This is a genomic window from Mesorhizobium sp. CNPSo 4670, assembly GCF_057784235.1.
The window spans coordinates 142,198-165,126 of sequence record NZ_JBWJFQ010000004.1; the positions used below are offsets into that span (position 1 = coordinate 142,198).

The following is a 22,929-nucleotide window of genomic DNA, read 5'->3' on the forward strand; positions in this document are numbered from 1 at the left end:
CAGAGCCTCCGTTCTGTTGCTCTGAGCGGAAGATGGGACAGGCGGCGCGCGTCAAACAGTTCAAACTTTATCCTGGTATCAATACTGCTATATTAGCCTCATGGAATCCCAATCTCACTCTGCCCTCACTCGCTCTGCTCCCACGCACTCCGCCGAAGACAGCCGCCGGCGCGAGCTGGGCGCTTTCCTACGCTCGCGCCGCGAAAGGCTGACGCCAGCGGCCACTGGCATTACCACCGGCCTCAGACGGCGCACGCCTGGGCTGCGGCGCGAGGAGGTGGCGATGATCGCCGGCGTCGGCACCACCTGGTACACATGGCTGGAGCAGGGGCGGGAGGTCAGGCCTTCGGTCGAGGTGCTGACGGCGCTTGCCGAGGCGCTGCGCCTCGACGCCGCCGAAAAGCAGCATCTGTTCATCCTCGCCGGCCGCCAGCAGCCGGAGGGTCGCACCGTGGCGCCGGAAAAGGTCGACGGCCCCTTGCTGCACATGCTGCAAAGCCTGGTGCTGCAGCCGGCCTATGTCGTCGGTCGGCGCTGGGACGTGCTGGCCTGGAACCCGGCGGCGGTGGCCGTGTTCGGCGACTATGGTCTGCTGGAAGGTGATGCCCGCAACATCGTCCACATGGTCTTCACCAATCCGCACCACCGGCGGCTGCTGGTCGACTGGGAGCAACTGGCGCGTATCGTGCTGGCCTCGTTCCGGGCCGCAAGCGCCAGATATGTCGGCGATCCGGATTTCGAGCGGCTGATCGACTTGATGACGCGGTCGAGCCCGGAGTTTCGCGCGTGGTGGCCGCAGCGCGACGTGGCGCACCGATTGTCGGGGGTGAAGCATGTCCGGCACCCGAGCGCTGGCGCCATGACGTTCGAGCATATGAGTTTGTCGGTCGGCGACGGCTCCGACATGAAGCTGATCGTCTACACGCCACTTGCCGAGCAGAACTCGGTCGCCAAGCTGCAGACATTGCTGGACGCGCTGCCAGCCGAGCGGCGTAGCGCCTAATAACTGCCGAAAGTTAGTTCTTCGGCTTCAGCCCGTCGAGGAACAATTGCTCCAGAAAACGGGCGGCATCCTCGAAACGGCCATCGCCGCCGCGGTCTGGGCCGAGCACGGCGCGGACCTGGACGTCGAAATCGGCATAATGCTGCGTCGTTGCCCAGATCGAGAAGATCAGGTGCCAGGGGTCGGTCCTGGCGATTTTGCCGGCGCGCATCCAGCTCTTGATGACGGCGGCCTTTTCATCGACCAGCGTTTTCAGTTCACCCGCCAGCAGCGGCATGATGCGCGGCGCCCCTTGCAGGATCTCGTTGGCGAACAGCCGGCTCTCGCGCGGAAAATCGCGTGCCATTTCGAGCTTGCGCCTGATGTAGTTGCGCAATTCGGTCATCGGATCGCCGATGTCGTCCAGCTCTCGCAGCGGCGCCAGCCAGGTGTCGAGCAGGCGCTGCATCAGCGTCTCGTGGATGTCCTCCTTGCGGCGGAAATAATAAAGCAGGTTCGGCTTCGACATGCCGGCGGCTTCGGCGATCTGGTCGATGGTCGAGCCGCGAAAGCCGTTGGTGGAGAAAACCTCGAGCGCCGCCTCCAGGATGAGTTCGCGCTTTTCCTGCTGGATGCGGGTGCGGCGAGGGGCGTTCGTGCTGGTGGTCACCGTTGCCAGCCCTCGCTTTGCCAAACCTCGCGTTCAAGGTCATCTGGACCAATTCTCTGGACCAGTTTTTCCTTGGCCTGTGGAACGCACTTCAGGTGCCGCATTTCCGCTAGTAATCCCTTGACCGCCGACAGGGCGGTGCTAACGTTTGTCCAATCGGTCAAAAATTTGCGTAGCACGAAATCGCAACGAAGACCAAGCGTTGGGCACACCGAAACAAGTTACAAGGGGAAGTCTTGGTCATGTCCAACCGGCTGAAAGTCACGCCGAACGATCTCAGTGCATTCTGGATGCCGTTCACGGCAAACCGGCAGTTCAAGCAGGCACCGCGCATGATGGTGTCCGCGAAGGACATGCATTACACCACAAGCGATGGCCGCAAGGTGCTGGACGGCACCGCGGGTTTGTGGTGCGTCAACGCCGGCCATTGCCGGCCGAAGATCACCGAGGCAATCCAGCATCAGGCCGCCGAGCTCGACTATGCGCCGGCCTTCCAGATGGGCCATCCGATCGTCTTCGAACTGGCTAACCGCCTGGTCGACCTCGCGCCCAAGGGCATGGACCATGTCTTCTTCACCAATTCCGGTTCGGAATCGGTCGAAACGGCGCTGAAGATGGCGATTGCCTATCACCGCGCCAAGGGTGAGGGCTCACGCACTCGCCTAATCGGCCGCGAGCGCGGCTATCACGGCGTCAATTTCGGCGGCATTTCGGTCGGCGGTATTGTCTCCAATCGCAAGATGTTTGGCACGCTGCTCGGCGGCGTCGACCACATGGCGCACACGCATCTGCCCGAGAAGAACGCCTTCACCAAAGGCGTGCCGGAGCATGGCGTGGAACTGGCCAACGAGCTTGAGCGCATCGTCGCCCTGCATGACGCCTCGACCATCGCTGCCGTCATTGTCGAGCCGGTCGCCGGTTCCACCGGTGTCATCCTGCCGCCCAAGGGCTATCTGCAGAAGCTGCGCGAAATCTGCACCAAGCACGGCATCCTTTTAATCTTCGACGAGGTCATCACCGGCTTCGGCCGTCTGGGCACCCCGTTCGCCGCCGACTATTTCGGCGTCACGCCCGACATCATGACTACCGCCAAGGGCGTCTCCAACGGCGTCATCCCGATGGGCGCGGTGTTCGTGAAGAAGGAAATCCACGACGCCTTCATGACCGGCCCCGAGCACATGATCGAGTTCTTCCACGGCTACACCTATTCGGGCAATCCGATCGCCTGCGCGGCGGCCCTGGGCACGCTCGATACCTACAAGGAAGAGGGCCTGCTGACCCGTGGCGAGGAACTGGCGCCCTATTGGGAAGACGCACTGCATTCGCTGAAGGGCGAGCCGAACGTCATCGATATCAGAAACATCGGCCTGATCGGCGCGATCGAACTGGCGCCGATCGCCGGCCAGCCGACCAAGCGGGCCTTCTCGGCCTTCGTCAAGGCGTTCGAGCGCGGCGCGCTGATCCGCACCACCGGAGACATCATTGCGCTGTCGCCGCCGCTGATCATCACCAAGGGCCAGATCAACGAATTGATCGACCACGTGCGGGATGTTCTGCGGTCGATAGACTAATCTGCCTATACTTGGACGGGTGGCGACGGGAACCGCCGCCCGGCCAGGACATGAACTGAGAGGACTTGGAATGGCCGCACCCGGCGAGAATCTGCGAATCAATTCAGACCGTTTGTGGGATTCGATAATGGAGATGGCGAAGATCGGCCCCGGCATTGCCGGCGGCAACAATCGCCAGACCGTGACCGATGAGGACGGCGAGGGCCGGCATCTGTTCAAGCGCTGGTGCGATGCGGCCGGGCTCGACATGGGCGTCGATGAGATGGGCACGATGTTTGCCCGCCGCGAAGGCGCCGATCCCAGCCTGCCGCCGGTCTATGTCGGCAGCCATCTCGATACGCAGCCGACCGGCGGCAAATATGACGGCGTGCTCGGCGTGCTGGGCGGGCTTGAAGTGGTGCGCTCGCTCAACGATCTCGGCATCAAGACCAAACATCCGATCGTCGTCACCAACTGGACCAATGAGGAAGGCGCACGCTTTGCCCCGGCAATGATGGCATCCGGCGTGTTTGCCGGTGTACTCGACCAGGTCGATGTCTATGAGCATGTCGACAAGCAAGGCAAGAAATTCGGCGAGGAGCTTGAACGCATCGGCTGGAAGGGCACCGAGAAGGTCGGCGACCGCAAGATCCATGCCTTCTTCGAACTGCATATCGAGCAGGGACCGATCCTCGAGGACGAGGGCATCGACATCGGTGTCGTCACCCACGGGCAAGGGCTGAAGTGGCTGCAGGTGACGCTGACCGGCAAGGAGGCGCACACCGGTTCGACGCCGATGCCGAAGCGCCGCAATGCCGGGCTCGGCATGGCGCGTGTGATCGAACTGGTGCACGAGATCGCCATGGACTACCAGCCCGACGCCGTCGGCGCGGTCGGCCATATGGAGGTGTTTCCCAACTCGCGCAACATCATCGCCGGCCGCACCGTCTTCACCATCGACATCCGCTCGCCCGAGAAGGAGGTGCTGGATGCGATGGACGGCCGCATCCGCGAAGGCATCGACACGATCTGCGAGGCGCTCGACATCCAGTACAAGATCGAACAGGTCGGCGCGTTCGACCCGGTCACCTTCGACGCCGGCTGCGTCAAGGCGATCCGCGACGCCGCCGAACGCCTCGGCTATTCGCACCGCAACATCGTTTCAGGCGCCGGCCATGACGCCTGCTGGATCAATCGCGTCGCGCCGACCGCGATGGTGATGTGCCCTTGCGTCGACGGGCTCAGCCACAACGAGGCCGAGGAAATCTCCAAGGAATGGGCGTCGGCCGGTGCCGACGTGCTGTTCCACGCCGTGGTGGAGACGGCTGTCATCGTGGAGTGAACTTACAAATCCGCATTCCAAACGCCGCTCGCAAAGAAGCGCGAAGAGAACAAGGGAACAAGACATGACCAAAGTTATCAAGAACGGCACCATCGTCACCGCCGATCGCACGTGGAAGGCCGATGTGCTGTTCAAGCACGGCAAGATCGTCGCCATCGGTTCGGACCTGCATGGCGACCACGAATTCGACGCCACAGGCTGCTATGTGATGCCGGGCGGCATTGATCCGCACACCCATCTCGAAATGCCGTTCATGGGCACCTATTCGGCCGACGATTTCGAATCCGGAACGCGAGCGGCGCTTGCTGGCGGCACCACGATGGTGGTCGATTTCTGCCTGCCGGCGCCGCAGCAGTCGCTGCTGGAAGCCTTGCAGATGTGGGACAACAAGACTTCGAAAGCATCCTGCGACTATTCCTTCCACATGGCGATCACCTGGTGGGGCAAGCAGGTGTTCGACGAGATGGCCACCGTCGTCGACAAGGGTATCACCTCGTTCAAGCACTTCATGGCCTACAAGGGCGCGCTGATGGTCGACGACGACGAGATGTATGCGTCGTTCCAGCGTTGCGCCGACCTTGGCGCGCTGCCGCTGGTGCATGCCGAGAATGGCGATGTGGTTGCAGCCCTGTCACAGAAGTTGCTTGCTGCCGGCAACAATGGCCCCGAGGGTCATGCCTATTCGCGGCCGCCGGAAGTGGAAGGCGAGGCGACCAACCGCGCTATCATGATCGCCGACATGGCGGGCGTGCCGCTCTATGTCGTGCATGTCTCCTGCGAGCAGAGCCACGAGGCGATCCGCCGGGCGCGGCAGAAGGGCATGCGTGTGTTCGGCGAGCCGCTGATCCAGCACCTGACGCTCGACGAGAGCGAGTATTTCAACAAGGACTGGGACCATGCGGCGCGCCGCGTCATGAGCCCACCTTTCCGCAACAAATTGCACCAGGATTCGCTGTGGGCCGGCCTGCAGGCGGGTTCGCTGCAGGTGGTGGCGACCGACCATTGCGCCTTCACCACCAAGCAGAAGCGCAACGGCGTCGGTGATTTCACCAAGATCCCGAACGGCACAGGCGGGCTTGAGGACCGCTTGCCGGTGCTGTGGACCACCGGCGTCAACACCGGCCGGCTGACGATGAACGAGTTCGTCGCGGTGACCTCGACCAACATCGCCAAGATCCTCAACATGTATCCGAAGAAGGGCGCTATCGTCGAAGGTGCTGACGCCGACATCGTCGTCTGGGATCCGAAGCGCAAGAAGAAGATCTCGTCGAAGAAGCAGCAATCTGTGATCGACTACAATGTCTTCGAAGGGTTCGAGGTGACCGGCCTGCCGCGCTTCGTGTTCTCGCGCGGCGAATTGTCGATCCAGGAGGCTGAGGTCAAGGCCAAGCCGGGGCACGGCGAGTTCGTGGCCCGCGAGCCGAACGCGGCGGTCAACCGGGCGCTTTCGACGTGGAAGGAAATTTCCGCGCCGCGCAAGGTCGAACGCACCGGCATCCCGGCGACCGGGGTTTGAGCTTGGCGCGCTCGGCCGCGCTCATCTCGTTGGTCCTGGCGGCAGTTGTCGCTGGCCCGGCAGCAGCGAGCGGCGTGCTCGCCGGCTCCTGGGGCAATGATGTCGGCTGCGCCGGTGTCAAGGCCGGCTATCAGGACAGCGATGCCTATATCGTGCTGACCGCCGAAGGCATCGAGACTTATGGCAGCGGCTGCCGATTCGCGCAGCAATTGACGTCGGTGCTGGGTGCCCAATCGCTGACTTCGACCTGTTCCGCCGAGGGCGAGGCGGGGACGACGATCGAAACAGTTGTGGTCACCAACAAGGGTGAGGATGGTTTCTTCGTCACCATTCCCGGCCTTGAGGAAATGGGACCGCTGCAATCATGTTCGTGACGTGGGGCCTTGGGGGATGAGCATGCGTGGTTTTCGCCTGTCAGTTGCGATGGTTCTCGTGTTAGCTGCCGGTCAGGCTTCGGCGGCAGGCATCGATCTGTCCAAGCCCTACGGCAACAAGTCCGGCTGCATCAACAAGAACGGCCAGGAAGTCTATGCCGAGGACATGCTGCTGCTGACGGACACGGATCTGGTCACTGTGGCCAGCGCCTGCACCTTCACCGACAAGCAGGCGAAATCGGACGGTTCGATGACCATCAAGGCGCAATGCGAGGCGGAAGGCGAGGATGGGCAGTCGCCGGCAGAGTTCACCGTCAAGCAAAGCCCCAAGAGCGCCAAGAAGCTGGTGATCACCGATGCGGACGGCAATGTCATGGGGGAAGTCTCCCGGTGCCGATGACGATCACGTTCCCATCGGCTTCAAGCGACCAGCGCATCCAGTTCCGGCAGCAGGACGACGCTTTCCTGTTCGTTGGGATCGGTACGGGCAATGACGGCCGAAGACGGGGCGGCGCTGAGATTGGCCGGCAGATGCGGCACGCCGGCCGGAATGTAGAAGAGGTCGCCGGCCTTGACGACGATATGGTGCTCCAGCCGGTCGCCGTACCAGGTATGGACCTCGCCGGAGAGCACATAGATCGCCGTTTCATGGCTCTCGTGCATATGCGCCTTGGCGCGGGCGCCGGGCGGCATGGTCAGCATATGCATGCAGATGCCGGACGAGCCGACGGTTTCCGCGGCGATGCCGGCGAAATAGGTCAATCCCTGCTTGCCTTCATAAGTGGTTTCAGGGCGGATAAGATGACAAGTGGGCGACATCAGGAAACTCCGGGCGTCGATTGAGTGGGACAAGGTTAGTGGGACTGGGGGCCAATGGGACAGGGGCGAGTGGAAAACAACATCGCGATAAAAGCAATCGGATTCCAGCCGGCGCCTCAATGGCGGGATCTGGCAGGCAGCAAGCGATGACAGGGATTTCGCCAGCCGTCGTCGCGGCAAGCAAACTCGAACTGACCTTCCAGACCAATGACGGGGCGGTGCAGGCGCTGTCCAATGTCGACCTGACCATCGGCAAGGGTGAGTTCGTCTCCTTCATCGGGCCGTCGGGCTGTGGCAAGACGACCTTGCTGCGCGTCATCGCCGATCTGGAGAAGCCGACCTCGGGGACGATTTCGGTCAACGGCATGACTCCCGAACAGGCGCGCGAGAAACGCGCCTATGGCTATGTCTTCCAGGCCGCGGCCCTGTTTCCGTGGCGCACCATCGAGCGCAATGTGGGGCTGCCGCTGGAGATCATGGGCTTGTCCAAGGCGAAGCAGGCGGAGCGCATCAATCGCACGCTCGACCTCGTCAACCTCTCAGGTTTCGAGAAGAAATATCCCTGGCAGCTTTCGGGCGGCATGCAGCAGCGCGCGTCAATCGCCCGTGCGCTGGCCTTCGACGCCGACCTTCTCTTGATGGACGAGCCATTCGGCGCGCTGGACGAGATCGTGCGCGACCACCTCAACAAGCAATTGCTGGAACTGTGGGGACGCACCAACAAGACCATCTGCTTCGTCACCCACTCCATTCCGGAAGCCGTTTATCTATCGACGCGCATCGTCGTCATGTCGCCACGCCCGGGCCGCGTCACTGATGTCATCGAATCGACGCTGCCGAAGGAGCGGCCGCTCCACATCCGCGAGACGCCGGAATTCCTGGCGATCGCCGCGCGCGTCCGCGATGGTCTGCACGCAGGGCACAGCTATGAAGATTGAGTTGGTGCGCTAGATGGACAGCTTCCGCGACAAGCTCATCCCGGTGACCTCGATCCTCGCTGGCGTGGTCGTGCTTTGGTACGTTTTCGCCGTCATCCTCAACACGCCGTTCCAGCGCGATCTCGACCGCCGCGCCGGGGAAACGCCCGCCTTGAGCGAGTTCATTGGCAAGACGCTGTCGCAGCCGAAGCCGACGCTGCCGGCGCCGCATCAGGTGGCGGTGAATTTCTTCGAAAACACGTTCCTGCGCCCCATCACCTCGAACCGTAGCCTCGTCTACAACGCCTGGGTGACGCTGTCGTCGACACTGCTTGGCTTTGCTTTCGGCACGGCGCTCGGCATCATCATCGCTGTCGGCATCGTGCATGTGGCGACGCTCGACCGCAGCCTGATGCCGTGGATCATCGCCTCGCAGACCATTCCCATCCTGGCAGTGGCGCCGATGATCATTGTCGTTCTGGCGGCAATCGGCATCACCGGCCTGGTGCCGAAGGCGATGATCTCGACCTATCTGTCGTTCTTCCCGGTGACAGTCGGCATGGTGAAGGGCCTGCGCTCGCCCGAGATCATGCACCTCGACCTGATGCACACCTACAATGCCAGCGCCTCGCAGACCTTCTGGAAGTTGCGCGTGCCGGCCTCGGTGCCGTTCCTGTTCACATCGATGAAGGTGGCCGTGGCGGCGAGCCTGGTCGGTGCCATCGTCGGCGAACTGCCGACAGGTGCTGTCGCGGGGATCGGCGCCAAGCTTCTGGCCGGCGCCTATTACAGCCAGTCCATCGACATCTGGTCGACGCTGGTTGCCGGTTCGGTGGTGGCCGCACTACTGGTCATGGTGGTTGGCATTGCCGGGCGCATCGTCGATCGCGCCATGGGCGGGAGGCCGGCATGAACTGGCTGAAACCCTCATGGCAAGCGGTGCTCGCCATCGTGCTTTGCCTGATCGCGGTGGCGCTCGGCGCGATGTCGAAGCCGGAAGCGGCAGCACTTGCCGACCCGGCAGTCAGCTTCAACTACCCCTACCTCGGGACGAAAGGCTTGATGTTCGGTCTGGCCCTGCTGGCGGCGCTGATCTCGATGACCAGGATTCCGGCACTTGCAGAGGCGGTCGTGCTGTTTGTCGGCGCCCACCTTGTCGCCTGGCTACTGATATCGGGCATACCCGGTTTTGAAGGTACGGCACTGGCGCCGTACTTCTTGCTGCTTACGGCTGCCTGGCTGCTCGGCTGGCGCTGCGTTGCCGTCCTGTCGGGACTTCGCCCGATGGCGAACTGGGCCCGGAGCGCGCTGCGCCTGATCATCCCCGCCATCTTCGGCGCCTGGATCCTGATCATCTGGGAAGCGGTGACCCGGGGCGCCGGCATTCCCTTCATCCTTTTGCCGCCGCCAAGCGCCATCGGCGCGCGCATCGCCAGTTCTCTGCCGGTGCTCGGCGCCGATGTCCGGCAGACGATTTTCAAGGCGGTGATCTTTGGCTACGTCGTGGGCAGCGGCGCCGGCTTCATCACCGCGATCCTCGCCGATCGCGTGCCGTTCCTGCGCCGCGGGCTCTTGCCGATCGGCAACATGGTCTCGGCGCTGCCGATCATCGGCGTCGCCCCGATCATGGTCATGTGGTTCGGCTTCGACTGGCAGTCCAAGGCGGCCGTCGTCATCATCATGACGTTCTTCCCGATGCTGGTGAACACGGTCGCCGGGCTCGCCGCCTCCGGCCATATGGAGCGCGACCTGATGCGCACCTACGCGTCGGGCTACTGGCAGACGCTGCTGAAGCTCCGGCTGCCGGCAGCCGCGCCTTTCATCTTCAACGCGCTGAAGATCAACTCGACGCTGGCGTTGATCGGCGCCATCGTCGCCGAGTTCTTCGGTACGCCTGTCGTCGGCATGGGTTTCCGCATCTCGACCGAGGTCGGGCGGATGAACATCGACATGGTCTGGGCCGAAATCGCAGTTGCAGCACTTGCGGGTTCGGTCTTTTATGGCGTGGTCGCTCTTGTCGAAAGAGCCGTCACGTTTTGGCATCCCTCTGTCCGTGGTGGATAGGGGCGGTGGGTCTAAGGGTCCTAACTTCAGAGGGTAAAAAGATGAAAAGACTGATTATTCCTGTCCTGGCCGGCGCGATGTCGCTAGCCGCGTTCCAGGCAATGGCCGCCGACAAGGTGACGTTGCAGCTGAAATGGGTCACGCAGGCCCAGTTTGCCGGCTATTATGTTGCCAAGGCCAAGGGTTTCTATGAGGCCGAAGGTCTCGACGTCGACATCAAGCCGGGCGGCCCCGATATCGCTCCGGAGCAGGTGATCGCCGGCGGTGGCGCTGATGTCATCGTCGACTGGATGGGCGGTGCGCTGGCTGCCCGCGAAAAGGGCGTGCCGCTGGTCAACATCGCACAGCCGTTCAAGAAGGCCGGCATGGAGCTGGTCTGCCCGAAGGACGGCCCCATCAAGACCGAAGCCGACTTCAAGGGCCACACGCTCGGCGTCTGGTTCTTCGGCAATGAATATCCGTTCTACGCCTGGATGAACAAGCTCGGCCTGAAGACCGAAGGCGGCCCGGATGGCGTCACCGTTCTGAAGCAGAGCTTTGACGTGCAGCCGCTGATCCAGAAGCAGGCCGACTGCATCTCGGTCATGACCTACAACGAGTACTGGCAGCTGATCGACGCCGGTTACAAGCCGGAACAGCTGACCGTGTTCAACTATTCGGCGATGGGCAACGACCTGCTCGAGGACGGGCTCTATGCGTCGGAAGACAAGCTCAAGGATCCGGCGTTCGAGGACAAGATGGTGCGTTTCGTGCGCGCCTCGATGAAGGGCTGGAAATACGCCATCGACAACAATGACGAGGCCGCAGGCATCGTCATGGACGGTGGCGGCCAGGACGAGAACCACCAGAAGCGGATGATGAGCGAAGTCGCCAAGCTGATCGACAATGCCGACGGCAAGCTCGATCCGGCGACCTACGAGCGCACCGCCAAGGCGCTGCTCGACCAGAAGATCATCACCAAGGAGCCGAAAGGCGCCTACACCACCGCCATCACTGACAAGGCGGTCAAGTAAGCCTAGCCGGCACCATCTTGATATTGAGAAAACGGCGCCTCTGTCAGAGGCGCCGTTCCTTTATGGTGTTCATGACGAAGCTGGTCTCGATCGAGGCGACGCATTTCAGCCGCGCGATCTTTTCCTTTATGAAGCGCTCGTACTGTTCGAGGCTGCCCGTGACCACCTTCAGCACATAGTCGCGCGAGCCGGTGACGAGGTGGCATTCCAGCACCTCTTCCCAGCCGCGGATCGCGTCCTCGAACATGACGATCTCGTCCTCGTTCTGACGGCTGAGCCGGACGGTGGCGATGGCGACCATGCTCCAGCCGAAGGCGGCCGGATCGACCAGCGTGGTGTAGCCTCTGATGACGCCGGTCTCCTCCAGCCGCCGCACCCGCCTCAGGCAAGGCGACGGCGACAGGCCGATCCGCTCGGCAAGCTCGTTGTTGGTGATGCGGGCGTCGGCCTGCAGTTCTTGCAGAATCCTGCGATCGAAATCATCGGCTATCTTTTGCTGCACTTTCGACCTCTCCAGGCAATTTGTTGCGAGGATGCAGCCATGCGCGCCCAAAAATAGCAAGGACTGCGCGATCGGGATCGCATAAATTGCCGTGCGACACTCCTCGAAGAAGCAGGAACAAGCTATGCCCGCGCCACGCCCGTCGAAAACCCATATCGGCAATCACAAGCTCCATCCGGAGACGCTGATGTTGAGCTATGGCTTCGATCCGCAGCTTTCGGAGGGCGCGGTCAAGCCACCGGTGTTCCTGACCTCGACATTCGTGTTCAAGTCGGCGGAAGAGGGACGCGACTTCTTCGACTACACGTCCGGCCGCAAGGAGCCGCCGAGCGGCACGGCGTCCGGCCTGGTCTATTCGCGCTTCAACCATCCCAACAGCGAGATCGTCGAGGACCGGCTCGCGATCTATGAGGGGACGGATGCCTGCATCCTGTTTTCCTCAGGGATGTCGGCGATCGCAACGACACTTCTCGCCTATGCCCGTCCGGGCGACGTCATCCTGCATTCGCAACCACTCTATGGCGGCACCGAGACGCTTTTGACGCGCACGCTTTCCGGCTTCGGTATCGGTGCTGTCGGCTTCGCCGATGGCGTCGACGAGACGGCGGTGCGCGCGGCGGCCGAAGCTGCAGTCAAAAAAGGCCGTGTCTCGGTCATCCTGATCGAGACGCCGTCAAATCCGACCAACAGCCTGGTCGACATCGCGCTGATGCGCAAAATCGCCGACGAAATCGGCGCGAACCAAGGGTCGGCGCCGATCGTCGTCTGTGACAACACGCTGCTCGGTCCGGTCTTCCAGAGGCCCATCGAACACGGCGCCGATGTGTCCGTCTATTCGCTGACCAAATATGTCGGCGGCCATTCCGACCTGATTGCGGGCGCCGCCATGGGCAGCAAGGCCGTCACCAAGCCGATCAAGGCGTTGCGCGGCGCGATCGGCACGCAGCTCGACCCGCATTCCTGCTGGATGCTTGGCCGCTCACTGGAAACGCTGTCGATCCGCATGGAGCGGGCGAACGACAATGCGCGCCTGGTCGCCGAATTCCTGCGCGATCATGCCAAGGTCGAGAAGGTGCATTACCTGCCGTTCATGGGCGAGGACACGCCGGCGGGCCGAGCCTACCGGGCACAATGCAGCGGCGCCGGCTCGACCTTCTCCTTCGACATACGCGGCGGGCAAAAGGCGGCTTTCGCCTTTCTCAACGGCCTGCAGATCTTCAAGCTGGCGGTGAGCCTCGGCGGAACGGAATCGCTGGCCAGCCACCCCGCGGCCATGACCCATTCGGGCATTCCCTTCGACGTGCGCCAACGTATCGGGGTGCTGGAGACCACGGTCAGGCTGTCGATCGGTGTCGAGCACCCGGACGATTTGATCGCCGACCTGACGCAGGCGCTGGCAGCGGTCTGACCGTCTCCGGGGCGCCTCGGCAGCGAGGCGGAGGCGCCGTCGCGGCTTTGAGATTGGATAATCCCAGGAGAGGCGGGTAACCGCCTCTCTTTTCATCGGTCATCACATATGCGTGCGCCCAGGATACTTTTGGCCGGTAGATCGTTGTGTTGATGTATCCATGCGCTGGGGGGCCGCAGGGTGTTGCATCCAACGGAGGTTTCTAAAATGCGCATGCTGTCGTTTTCGCCGATCGTTTCGGCACTTGCCGTCACTGTTTCTATCTTCCTTGTCTCGCCGGCCTTGGCCGATATGGAAAAGTTCACTGCCACGCTCGATGGCGGCCAGCAGAGCCCGCCCGTCACCACAAAGGGCAAAGGTACGGCCACTCTCACGTTCGACACGGCCAAGAAGAAGCTCAGCTGGAACGTCAAATATTCCGGTCTCAGCGGGCCAGCGACCGCCGCGCATATTCACGGTCCGGCGGCGATGGGTGAAAACGCTGGACCCGTCATTCCGTTCAAAAAGCTCAAGAGCCCGATCAAGGGATCGGAGACGCTGACCGATGCGCAGGCCGCTGATCTCGAGGCCGGCAAATATTACGTCAACGTCCACACCGCCGCCAACAAGGACGGCGAGATCCGCGGCCAGATCGAAAAGGCGAAGTAGCGTAACGTCCCCGGGGTGACTTACCCCGAAGTTAGTGGGACATCGCCCCCCTCTGTCCGGCAGGATGGAGGGGGCGCGAATGTATTCGGCCTATGCCGTTGGTGCTCAGGCCTTGTCGCGGATCTGGGTCATCGTCCGGGTCGGCGTGATCGCCTCGGGGTCAAGCCTGATCTCGACGATCGCCGGCTTGCCGCTGGCGCGGGCACGCTCGAAGGCGGAAGCGAAATCCGCGGTCTTCTCCACCGTTTCGCCATGGCCGCCATAGGCACGGGCCAAGGCCGCAAAGTCGGGATTCTTGAGATCCGTGGCAACGACTCGGCCGGGATATTCGCGCTCCTGATGCATGCGTATGGTGCCGTAGATGCCGTTGTTGACGACGACGACGATGATCGGCAGGTCATACTGGACGGCGGTGGCGAACTCCTGCCCGTTCATCAGGAAGCAGCCGTCGCCGGCAAAGGCAACCACCATGCGATCCGGAAACAGCCCTTTGGCGGCGACCGCGGCCGGCGTGCCATAGCCCATCGAGCCTGACGTCGGGGCTGCTTGCGTGGCGAAACGGCGGGACCGGTGGAAGCGATGCACCCAGGTAGCGTAATTGCCGGCACCGTTGGTGAGGATGGCGTCGTCGGGCAACACCTTTTCGAGATAGTTCATGATCGGCCCCATCTGGACCGGGCCGGGGCCGCTTTCGGGCGGCGTCGACCAGTCGAGATAGGCGGCATGCAGTTTTGGCGTCTCGGCTACCCAGATCGGTGCTGAGGCCGGCCTGCGCTTGGCGAAGGCCTGAACGAAGGCTGATGGCGAGGCGTTGATCGCCAGCGTCGGCCGGTAGACGCGGCCGAGTTCGCCGGCATCGGCATGGACATGGACCAGTGTCTGGTCGGGGTAGGGGCTCTTCAAGAGCGTGTAGTCGGACGACGGCATTTCGCCCATGCGGCCGCCGATCAGCAGCACGAGATCGGCCTGCTTGATCGCCGTGGCCAGCTTCGGATTGATGCCGATGCCGACATCGCCGGCATAGTTCGGATGCAGATGGTCGAACAGCATCTGGCGGCGGAAGGAACAGCCGACCGGCAGCGACCACGCTTCGGCGATCGTGCGCATCTGCGCCACAGCCTCGGTATCCCAGCGCGTGCCGCCGAGGATGACGAATGGCCGCTTGGCCTTGGCCAGCAATTCCTCCAGGGCGTCGAGTTCGGCTTCACCCGGCCGGGTTTCGACCGGTGTGCGCGGCAAGGCGATGGGCGCTTCGACGACACTGGTCAGCATGTCTTCCGGCAGCGAGATGACCACCGGGCCGGGACGGCCCGATGTCGCCACCGCGAAGGCGCGGGTGACGAATTCCGGGATGCGGGAGGCATCATCGATCTCGACCACCCATTTGGCGATGTCGCCAAAGAAACGCTTGTAGTCGACTTCCTGGAAGGCCTCGCGCTCCTTGGCGTGGCTGGCGACCTGGCCGATGAAAAGGATGACGGGAATAGAATCCTGCATGGCGATGTGGATGCCGGCGGACGCATTGGTGGCGCCGGGTCCGCGGGTGACGAAGCAGATGCCGGGTTTGCCGGTCAGGCGGCCGTGGCAATCGGCCATCATGGCGGCGCCGCCTTCCTGGCGGCAGACGATGGTGCGGATCGCCGAATCATGCAGCGCGTCGAGCACAGCCAGGTAGGATTCGCCAGGCACGCAATAGATGCGGTCGGTGCCGTTGGCTTCGAGCGCGTCGACGATCAGTTGTCCGCCAGTCTTCATTGTCCAGACTTCTCCAGTTCGGCAAGGATTTCTTGCGTGTGCTCACCAAGGCGCGGCGAGGGGCGTTCATAGACAAGCGGCGTGCCGGACATCACCATCGGTGCGCGCACCGAAGGCAGAAGATTGCCATGGCCGTCGTCAAGGTCTAGCCGCATGCCGCGGGCGATCGTCTGCGGGTCGGCAAACATCTGGCCGATCGTGTTGATCGGGCTCGCCGGCACGCTGGCCGCTTCCAGCTTCGCCAGCAGCGGGTCGCGATCAAAAATCTTCAACGCTTCGATCATGTGTTCGCGCAGCTTGACCCGGTTGGCGACCCGCGCGGGGTTGGTGGCGAAGTCGGGATTTGCGGGCAAATCGTCCAGCCCGACGGCGGTACAGAATTTGGCGAACTGGCCGTCATTGCCGACCGCCAATATGATATGGCCATCCCTGACCGGAACCACCTCGTAAGGTGCAATGTTCATATGCGCGTTGCCCATCTGCACCGGCGACTTACCGGAGACGAGATAGTTCAGGTTCTGGTTGCCGAGCGCCGAGATCTGGGTGTCGAAAAGCGCCATATCGATGTGCTGGCCGTTGCCGGTCTGTTCGGCATGGCGCAATGCCGCCTGGATGGCGATGACCGAATAAAGGCCGGTGAAGATGTCGGAGATGGCGACGCCGGCCTTTTGCGGCTCGCGGCCGACCTCGCCGGTGATCGACATCATGCCGGCCATGGCCTGGATGATGAAATCATACCCGGCGCGCGGCGCGTAGGGCCCATCCTGGCCGAAGCCGGTGATCGAGCAGTAGACGAGGCGAGGGTTGATCGTCTTCAGGCTGTCGTAGTCGAGGCCGTATTTCTTGAGGCCGCCGAGCTTGAAGTTCTCGATCAGCACATCCGACGTCGCGACCAACCGGCGCACGGTCTCGGCACCCTCCGGCGTCGAGAAGTCGATGGCAATGGAACGCTTGCCGCGATTGCAGGAATGGTAATAGGCGGCCGACAGGTTCTCACCGTCCTTGCCCATGACGAAGGGCGGGCCCCACTTGCGGGTGTCGTCGCCGCCATCGGGGCTCTCGACCTTAATGACATCGGCGCCGAGATCGGCCAGCAATTGCCCGGCCCAGGGTCCGGCAAGGATGCGGGCAAGTTCGACGACGCGGACGCCTTTCAGCGGGGGTTCGGCCATAAATCACCGTGGTTGCTGCAATCACTTTGATTGCTGCGAAAGCAGAGCCTCTATCAAGCCCGGCGGTGGCTGTCACGGCCCTTGCAATGGGCCAAGGTGCCAGTTCGACGCGGATTCGCGCCGCTTTGGCCGGGTTATGATCCCAGCACACCGTCGGCCCAGGCCGCGAAATCGTTCATGATGACGTCGCGGTTGACCTCGTTCAGGCTTTCGTGGCGGGTGTCGGCGTAAACCTTTGAAACCAGATTCGAAAACCCCATCTTGCGCATGCGATTGGCAAGGTGGGTGATCCCTTTGCCGTGGTCCGAGGCGGGATCCTTCTCGCCACCGACGATGCTGACGGGCAGGTCGCGCCTGATGCCGGCAAAGCCGGCGTCCCTGCCGCCATTCAGCGCCATGCCGACAACGTCGCGCCACATCGACACCGACGCATCCCAACCGCAGAGCGGATCGGCAATGTATTTCGCCACCTCAGCCGCGTCGCGCGACAGCCAGTCGAACAGCGTGCGGTGATTGGGCACTGCCTTGCCCCAGGCCTGGAAGGTGAGTTTCGGCAGCAGGGGCGAGGGGACATCCGAGCCCAGCCGCATGCGTTCCCAGCCAAGAATACCCAGGGCCAGTTGGCCGAGCAGGCCAGCTGAGAAGTTGCCGTTCCAGATCGCGGCCGCATGAACGCGTGGCGAGTGGCTCAATAGGAAGTTCAGCGCCACGGACGCACCCATCGAATGGCCAAAAAGGATGACCGGCAGGTTCGGCTGTTCGCCCGCGATGACATCATGGACGGCGCCTACATCGGCGATCACCTTGGCGGCGCCATCCTTGTCGGCGAATTTGCCGAGTGGCGCATCGGGCGCCTTGGTCGCGCCATGGCCGCGATGGTCGTGGACATAGACGTGGTAGCCGCGCGGGCCAAGAAAATCGGCGAAGCGGGCATAGCGCGCGGCGTGCTCGGCCAGCCCGTGATTGATCTGCACGACTGCACGCGGCCTGCCATCGGCCTGCCTGACGAAGAGATTGAGGTCGGCACCCGTCGGCGAGCGAACCACGCGCTGCTGGCTGAATGGCATGCCGCTCGGTCTCCGGGTCTGGCCGCCATCGTGGCGCCGGCTTTGTTTGCGCCAGCACCCGTTTTGCGTCAATCACCGTGCCTGCTTTTTCCGCGACGATGTTTCTTGCGTCTGGCCAGCAAAATATCGCAATTCTGACATGGAGACAGGTTCAGCCTGTCGCCCACTTCTTCAGCCGGGGATTCCCTATGCGCATTGGTGTTGTTTTCGGATTGGCCATGCTGGCGGCCTCGCTGGCCGGTGCGGCGCGTGCCGATGTCAAGATGAGAGGCACCTTCGTTGCCGATGCGGCCTGTCCGGCAACGCAAGCCATCAAGAACGGCAAGAATCCCGGTAATGTCTCGACAGATGCCGGACAGAGCTACCAGCTGCTTGCCGGCAACAAGGATGCACCGACGCATTATCTCATCCTCGTACCGGGCGCCGATCCGGAGCGCCGCTGGGTGAAGGTCAGCTGCGGCCATGTCTCCGGCAGCAGCGCCGCGACGATGCCGGCAGCACCTGGCGGGCAAGGCAAGCCGGCGGCGTCGGGCAAGCCTGAATATGTCTTCGCGCTGAGCTGGCAGCCGGCTTTTTGCGAGACCAAGTCGAGCAAGACCGAATGCAAGGCGCAGAGCGGCAGCGATTTCGACGCCACGCATTTCACCTTGCACGGCCTGTGGCCGCAGCCGAACGGCAATTTCTATTGCCAGGCGACAGCGAGCGACAAAGCCAACGACAATCCGGCCCACTGGAAGGACCTGCCGCCGGTCAATTTGGACGCCAGCACCCGCACGGAACTCGACCAGGTGATGCCAGGTACGGCTTCCCATCTCGAGCGGCATGAATGGATCAAGCACGGCACCTGCTACGGCAAGAGCCAGCAGGACTATTTCTCCGACGCGCTCAATCTGATGCGCGCGGTGAACAGCTCGCCGGTGCGCGATCTCTTTGCCAAGAACATCGGCGGCAAGCTGACGGCGGACCAGATCCGCGGCGCCTTCGACAGCGCCTTTGGCGCTGGGGCCGGGGACCGGGTGCGTGTCTCCTGCGTCATCGATCCGTCGAGCGGCAGGCGGCTGATCGGCGAACTGACGCTCGGCCTTGCCGGCCCGATTGGTCCCGACAGCTCGCTGAAGGACCTCCTGCTGGCTTCGGTGCCCACCAACAAGGCCGGCTGCCCGACTGGCACCGTCGACGCGATAGGGTTCCAGTAACCACTGGCTGAACGCCGACGCCGGACTGTCGCCTTGCCGCGTCGTGGTGCTATGCTGCACCGAGCATCATTCGCGCGGGGGTCGCAATGGATGGCATGACGAGCAGCGCGCTGGCGCGGCTGGCCTTCTGGGCCAAGGGCATGGTCGCGATCAGCGACGGGCGCATGGAATGGCCAGGTTTTTCCTATGCCGACTCCGAATGGGCGCGCATGCGGACGCTCTCCGAACCGATCGGCGCCGGCACCTACCAGCTGTTCACCATCGTCAATGCAGTGATCTTCATCACGATTGCGGCGCTCGGCATTGTCGGCGTCTTCCTGCCGCTGGTGACAGTGTTGTTTCCCATATCGGCCGAGACGAGCGCGCTTAAGTTTTCGCTGCTGCTGGCCGCCTGCGCGTTCCTCATCATCGGCCTTGGCCTGCCGATTTCGATGCGACTTTCGGCGGTGCTGGTGGCCAGCAGGGCGGTGCGTGCGGCGCTTATCGCCGCGCCCGGCGACGAGGCGTTGGCCTCAAAAGTGTCCTGGCAGATCAACCGCATCATGCTGATCATGTGCGGCCTGCTGGTGCCAGGCATCCTGCTGTTCATCGCCTATGACATCGAGGCCGGACCTATCATCACCGCGCTGAAATGGCTGGCGATTGCCCTGATGGCGGTCTCTACTGTGGCGGCCATCCGGCGACAGAAAAAGTCGCAGTAAGCGTCACGACTAGATTTGCGCGGATTTGGTCCATGCAACGGCGGCGTCGGCCTCGTGGCCGTCCGGCTCGCCAACGACGCGATCGCGTCCGGTCGACTTGGCCTTGTAGAGACGCTGGTCGGCAAGCGCGAACAGATCGGCAAGGCAGCGCGTCGTTTCGCCGACGCTGGAGACGCCGGCGCTGACGGTCAGGTCAAAGCGGCTGGTGTTGGCGGAGGCCTTGACCGCATATCGGATGCTCTCGCCGAACAGCCTGGCGACCGGGTGCGGACGCGAACTGAGGATGGCGAATTCCTCGCCGCCGATCCGGAACACCTGGTCTTCCGCACTTGCCGCCCCGCCAAGCAGGGCCGCAACGGCTTTCAGCACCTTGTCGCCTTCGGCATGGCCGAAACGGTCGTTGATCGACTTGAAATGGTCGACATCGATGATCAGCAGGCTGAGTGGCTTCGCCGTTCGCAGACTGACCTGGACGGCGGCTTCACCATCGCTGTCGAAGCGGCCCCTGTGCAGCAGGCCGGTCAGGCCGTCACGGCCGACATGTTCGATCAGCGCTTCGTAGCGCTCGCGATAGGTCAGCGTGTCGAATATGTCGGTCAGTCCGCGCGGCAGCGCGATCTGGCGTTCTTCGAACCATCTGAGATAGGCCACGAGCATGGTGCTGTAGGTCAGCGCGGCGACCATCTTGGCAAACCAACCGCCGAAAAACACCGCGATCGGCGCGCCGGCGACGAAATGCAGCGCGGTGAAGAATCCCGCCTGGTCGAAGGTGAGCACGCAGGCGACCGAAATCAGGATGCGCGCGAACTGTGCCTTGCGCAGGTATCGCCCGAGCTTTTCATAAAGCAGGATGATCAGGATGGCGTCGACGAACAGCAGCGTCGTGCCCCACACCATCAGCCAGCCCATTTCGTCGATGAAGCCGATGTCGGGGAGCCTGCCATCGGGAAGCGGGGCGATGGCATGCAGGCGCAACAGCAGCACCAGCCCGATCATCAGCGCATTGCCGAGCAGCAGACCATAGATCGGCTGACGGACGGTGGCGGCGTCCTCCTTCATGTAGAGCAGCAAAAGCATGACCAGTTTGCCGGAAAACAGCACCGCCGAGCCCGGCGAGACCATGCCGAACGGCAAGGCGACATAGAACACGCTGGCGAGATAGGTCTCGAGGAAGTGCATGACGCCGAGCGCGCAGACAAAGACGCCCAGGCCGATGCGTTTCCTGCAGCGGAAAAGCGTCACCATGACGCTGAAGTAGACGACCGCTTCGGCAAGGAGCAGGAAACTGTTCAGCAATGCCGTCGATCCGATCTTTCTCCTGAATCGCGACAAGCCGGCGATTCCACCCGATCCTGTTTTGACGCCGAAGGGTTAACCGGAGCTTTCATCGCGCTCGGCGGCCGGCGGAAAACGTCAGGGTTGGCGGACACTTCCGCGTGTGACCGGCCAGAAGCGGCAAAAGCGATTGCCGTTCGCCGCCGCATCGCCTACATAGCGGCCAACCTCCATTCAATTTGACAAATCCAGTCAGTTTCTCTGGGCCAGTCAGTTTTTCAGGGAAAGCGCGCGTGGCACGCCAGTTCATCTATCACATGGCCGGCCTCAACAAGGCCTATGGCACCAAGAAGGTGCTCGAGAACATCCATCTGTCCTTCTATCCGGATGCCAAGATCGGCATTCTCGGCCCCAACGGCGCCGGCAAGTCGACGATCCTCAAGATCATGGCCGGGCTCGACAAGGAGTGGAACGGCGAGGCGTGGCTCGCCGAAGGCGCCACCGTCGGCTATCTGGCGCAGGAGCCGGCGCTCGATGCGAAGAAGACCGTGTTCGAGAACATCATGGAAGGCGTCGCCGCCAAGACCGCCATCATCGAACGCTACAACGAACTGATGATGAACTATTCCGACGAGACGGCCGACGAGTCGGCCAAGCTCCAGGACGAGATGGACCGGCTCAATTTGTGGGACCTCGAACAGCAGGTCGAGATGGCGATGGAAGCGCTGGGCTGTCCGCCCAAGGAGGCCGACGTCACCAAGCTGTCGGGCGGCGAACGCCGCCGCGTCGCGCTCTGCCAGCTGCTGCTGCGCCAGCCCGACCTGCTGCTGCTCGACGAACCGACCAACCATCTCGACGCCGAGACCACTGCGTGGCTGGAAAAGCATCTGCGCGCCTATCCGGGCGCGGTGATGATCATCACCCACGATCGCTACTTCCTCGACAATGTCACCGGCTGGATCCTCGAACTCGATCGCGGTCGCGGCATCCCCTATGAGGGCAACTACACCAAATACCTCGAAGCCAAGGCCAAGCGGCTCAAGCAGGAAGGTCGCGAAGACGATGCCCGCCAGCGCGCCATCGGCCGCGAGCGCGAGTGGATCCAGTCGAGCCCCAAGGCCCGCCAGACCAAGTCCAAGGCGCGTATCCAGGCGTTCCAGGATCTGTTGGACGCAGCCGACAAGCGGCGACCGACAGACACGCAGATTGTCATCCCGCATGGCGAGCGGCTCGGCAATGTAGTGATCGAGGTCGACGGCTTGTCGAAGGGCTTTGGCGACACGCTGCTGATCGACGGCCTGGAATTCAAGCTGCCGCCCGGCGGCATCGTCGGTGTCATCGGCCCGAACGGCGCCGGCAAGACGACGCTGTTTCGCATGATCACCGGCCAGGAAAAGCCGGATGCCGGCACGGTCCGCGTCGGCGAGACGGTCAAGCTCGGCTATGTCGACCAAAGCCGAGATGCGCTCGATCCGTCAAAGACGGTTTGGGAAGAGATTTCCGGCGGCGCCGAAGTTGTCAAGCTCGGCAAGTTCGAGGCGAACACGCGCGCCTATTGCGCGTCGTTCAACTTCCGTGGCGGCGACCAGCAGCAGAAGGTCGGCAATCTCTCCGGCGGCCAGCGCAACCGCGTGCACCTGGCGAAGATGCTGAAGACCGGCGGCAACGTGCTGCTGCTCGACGAACCGACCAACGACCTCGATACGGAAACGCTGGCGGCGCTCGAAGACGCGCTGGAAAATTTTGGCGGCTGCGCGGTTATCATCTCGCACGATCGTATGTTCCTCGACCGCCTGGCGACACACATCCTCGCCTTCGAGGGCGACAGCCATGTCGAATGGTTCGAGGGCAATTTCGAGGATTACGAGCAAGACAAGATCCGCCGCCTCGGGCCGGATGCCGTCAACCCGCACCGCATGACCTACAAGAGGCTGACGCGATAAGGGTTTTTTGGGCGG

At 62.8% G+C, this 22,929-nt stretch carries 22 protein-coding genes; 15 read left to right on the forward strand and 7 right to left on the reverse strand.

What is annotated here, in order from left to right:
• The first annotated feature begins 100 nt into the window (after positions 1 to 100).
• Positions 101 to 1,003, forward strand: coding sequence for a helix-turn-helix transcriptional regulator (locus tag AC0ZT5_RS09325; RefSeq protein WP_488496212.1), 903 nt, complete (start codon positions 101 to 103; stop codon positions 1,001 to 1,003).
• A 13-nt stretch (positions 1,004 to 1,016) separates the two neighbouring features.
• On the opposite strand, the gene AC0ZT5_RS09330 is transcribed toward AC0ZT5_RS09325, so the two are convergent.
• The gene (locus AC0ZT5_RS09330; RefSeq protein ID WP_478350126.1) at positions 1,017 to 1,652 is read right to left on the reverse strand and encodes a TetR family transcriptional regulator C-terminal domain-containing protein; all 636 of its coding nucleotides are present in this window, start codon (positions 1,650 to 1,652) and stop codon (positions 1,017 to 1,019) included.
• Positions 1,653 to 1,894: 242 nt separating this feature from the next.
• Here AC0ZT5_RS09330 and aptA point away from each other — a divergent pair, with 242 nt between their 5' ends.
• The 5 genes from aptA to AC0ZT5_RS09355 all read left to right on the forward strand — a co-directional run bounded on the left by aptA (position 1,895) and on the right by AC0ZT5_RS09355 (position 6,834).
• On the forward strand, positions 1,895 to 3,223 hold the full coding sequence (aptA, locus tag AC0ZT5_RS09335) for an omega-aminotransferase AptA (protein WP_488496213.1): 1,329 nt from the start codon (positions 1,895 to 1,897) through the stop codon (positions 3,221 to 3,223).
• 70 nt (positions 3,224 to 3,293) lie between these two features.
• Positions 3,294 to 4,544, forward strand: a complete 1,251-nt coding sequence (locus tag AC0ZT5_RS09340; protein ID WP_488496214.1) for a Zn-dependent hydrolase — start codon at positions 3,294 to 3,296, stop codon at positions 4,542 to 4,544.
• A 64-nt stretch (positions 4,545 to 4,608) separates the two neighbouring features.
• Entirely contained in the window at positions 4,609 to 6,060 is a 1,452-nt protein-coding gene (gene hydA, locus AC0ZT5_RS09345) for a dihydropyrimidinase (RefSeq protein ID WP_488496215.1), read from the forward strand.
• 2 nt (positions 6,061 to 6,062) lie between these two features.
• The gene (locus tag AC0ZT5_RS09350; protein WP_488496216.1) at positions 6,063 to 6,434 is read left to right on the forward strand and encodes a hypothetical protein; all 372 of its coding nucleotides are present in this window, start codon (positions 6,063 to 6,065) and stop codon (positions 6,432 to 6,434) included.
• Positions 6,435 to 6,456: 22 nt separating this feature from the next.
• On the forward strand, positions 6,457 to 6,834 hold the full coding sequence (locus AC0ZT5_RS09355; protein ID WP_488496217.1) for a hypothetical protein: 378 nt from the start codon (positions 6,457 to 6,459) through the stop codon (positions 6,832 to 6,834).
• A 20-nt stretch (positions 6,835 to 6,854) separates the two neighbouring features.
• Here the strand turns inward: AC0ZT5_RS09355 and AC0ZT5_RS09360 are convergent, their stop codons facing one another.
• Positions 6,855 to 7,253, reverse strand: coding sequence for a cupin domain-containing protein (locus AC0ZT5_RS09360; RefSeq protein ID WP_488496218.1), 399 nt, complete (start codon positions 7,251 to 7,253; stop codon positions 6,855 to 6,857).
• 146 nt (positions 7,254 to 7,399) lie between these two features.
• On the opposite strand from AC0ZT5_RS09360, the gene AC0ZT5_RS09365 reads away from it, so the two are divergent.
• From AC0ZT5_RS09365 to AC0ZT5_RS09380, 4 genes are read left to right on the forward strand one after another with little or no spacing between them, the layout of a single operon-like run.
• Complete coding sequence (locus tag AC0ZT5_RS09365) at positions 7,400 to 8,191, forward strand: ABC transporter ATP-binding protein (protein WP_488496219.1); 792 nt, start codon at positions 7,400 to 7,402, stop codon at positions 8,189 to 8,191.
• A 13-nt stretch (positions 8,192 to 8,204) separates the two neighbouring features.
• Positions 8,205 to 9,083 carry an ABC transporter permease gene (locus tag AC0ZT5_RS09370; protein WP_488496220.1) on the forward strand — a complete coding sequence of 293 codons (879 nt, stop codon included), beginning with the start codon at positions 8,205 to 8,207 and terminating at the stop codon, positions 9,081 to 9,083.
• A complete protein-coding gene (locus AC0ZT5_RS09375) occupies positions 9,080 to 10,234 on the forward strand; it encodes an ABC transporter permease (RefSeq protein WP_488496221.1) in 1,155 nt (384 codons plus the stop codon). Before AC0ZT5_RS09370 ends, AC0ZT5_RS09375 begins: the two co-directional genes overlap by 4 nt.
• Positions 10,235 to 10,275: 41 nt before the next feature.
• The gene (locus tag AC0ZT5_RS09380) at positions 10,276 to 11,247 is read left to right on the forward strand and encodes an ABC transporter substrate-binding protein (protein WP_457152356.1); all 972 of its coding nucleotides are present in this window, start codon (positions 10,276 to 10,278) and stop codon (positions 11,245 to 11,247) included.
• Between the two features lie 43 nt (positions 11,248 to 11,290).
• Here AC0ZT5_RS09380 and AC0ZT5_RS09385 read toward each other — a convergent pair whose 3' ends face one another.
• Entirely contained in the window at positions 11,291 to 11,749 is a 459-nt protein-coding gene (locus AC0ZT5_RS09385; protein ID WP_457152357.1) for an Lrp/AsnC family transcriptional regulator, read from the reverse strand.
• A 124-nt stretch (positions 11,750 to 11,873) separates the two neighbouring features.
• Between AC0ZT5_RS09385 and AC0ZT5_RS09390 the strand changes: the two genes are divergently transcribed.
• The gene (locus AC0ZT5_RS09390) at positions 11,874 to 13,157 is read left to right on the forward strand and encodes a cystathionine gamma-synthase family protein (RefSeq protein WP_488496222.1); all 1,284 of its coding nucleotides are present in this window, start codon (positions 11,874 to 11,876) and stop codon (positions 13,155 to 13,157) included.
• Between the two features lie 207 nt (positions 13,158 to 13,364).
• Entirely contained in the window at positions 13,365 to 13,805 is a 441-nt protein-coding gene (locus tag AC0ZT5_RS09395; protein WP_488496223.1) for a CHRD domain-containing protein, read from the forward strand.
• A gap of 105 nt (positions 13,806 to 13,910) precedes the next feature.
• On the opposite strand, the gene AC0ZT5_RS09400 is transcribed toward AC0ZT5_RS09395, so the two are convergent.
• The 3 genes from AC0ZT5_RS09400 to AC0ZT5_RS09410 form a co-directional block, all read right to left on the reverse strand.
• Complete coding sequence (locus AC0ZT5_RS09400) at positions 13,911 to 15,560, reverse strand: thiamine pyrophosphate-binding protein (protein WP_488496224.1); 1,650 nt, start codon at positions 15,558 to 15,560, stop codon at positions 13,911 to 13,913.
• Positions 15,557 to 16,732: a CaiB/BaiF CoA transferase family protein gene (locus AC0ZT5_RS09405; protein ID WP_488496225.1), complete on the reverse strand. Its 1,176-nt coding sequence runs from the start codon at positions 16,730 to 16,732 to the stop codon at positions 15,557 to 15,559. Before AC0ZT5_RS09405 ends, AC0ZT5_RS09400 begins: the two co-directional genes overlap by 4 nt.
• A 134-nt stretch (positions 16,733 to 16,866) precedes the next feature.
• Complete coding sequence (locus AC0ZT5_RS09410) at positions 16,867 to 17,799, reverse strand: alpha/beta fold hydrolase (protein WP_488496226.1); 933 nt, start codon at positions 17,797 to 17,799, stop codon at positions 16,867 to 16,869.
• Positions 17,800 to 17,987: 188 nt separating this feature from the next.
• Between AC0ZT5_RS09410 and AC0ZT5_RS09415 the strand changes: the two genes are divergently transcribed.
• Positions 17,988 to 18,995, forward strand: coding sequence for a ribonuclease T2 family protein (locus tag AC0ZT5_RS09415; protein ID WP_488496227.1), 1,008 nt, complete (start codon positions 17,988 to 17,990; stop codon positions 18,993 to 18,995).
• An 86-nt stretch (positions 18,996 to 19,081) separates the two neighbouring features.
• Positions 19,082 to 19,696 (forward strand): hypothetical protein, encoded by a 615-nt coding sequence (locus AC0ZT5_RS09420; protein ID WP_488496228.1) that lies wholly within the window; start codon positions 19,082 to 19,084, stop codon positions 19,694 to 19,696.
• A 9-nt stretch (positions 19,697 to 19,705) separates the two neighbouring features.
• On the opposite strand, the gene AC0ZT5_RS09425 is transcribed toward AC0ZT5_RS09420, so the two are convergent.
• The gene (locus tag AC0ZT5_RS09425; RefSeq protein WP_488496441.1) at positions 19,706 to 20,992 is read right to left on the reverse strand and encodes a GGDEF domain-containing protein; all 1,287 of its coding nucleotides are present in this window, start codon (positions 20,990 to 20,992) and stop codon (positions 19,706 to 19,708) included.
• A 272-nt stretch (positions 20,993 to 21,264) separates the two neighbouring features.
• Here AC0ZT5_RS09425 and ettA point away from each other — a divergent pair, with 272 nt between their 5' ends.
• Positions 21,265 to 22,914, forward strand: coding sequence for an energy-dependent translational throttle protein EttA (gene ettA, locus AC0ZT5_RS09430; protein ID WP_477286806.1), 1,650 nt, complete (start codon positions 21,265 to 21,267; stop codon positions 22,912 to 22,914).
• The last annotated feature ends 15 nt before the right edge of the window (positions 22,915 to 22,929 follow it).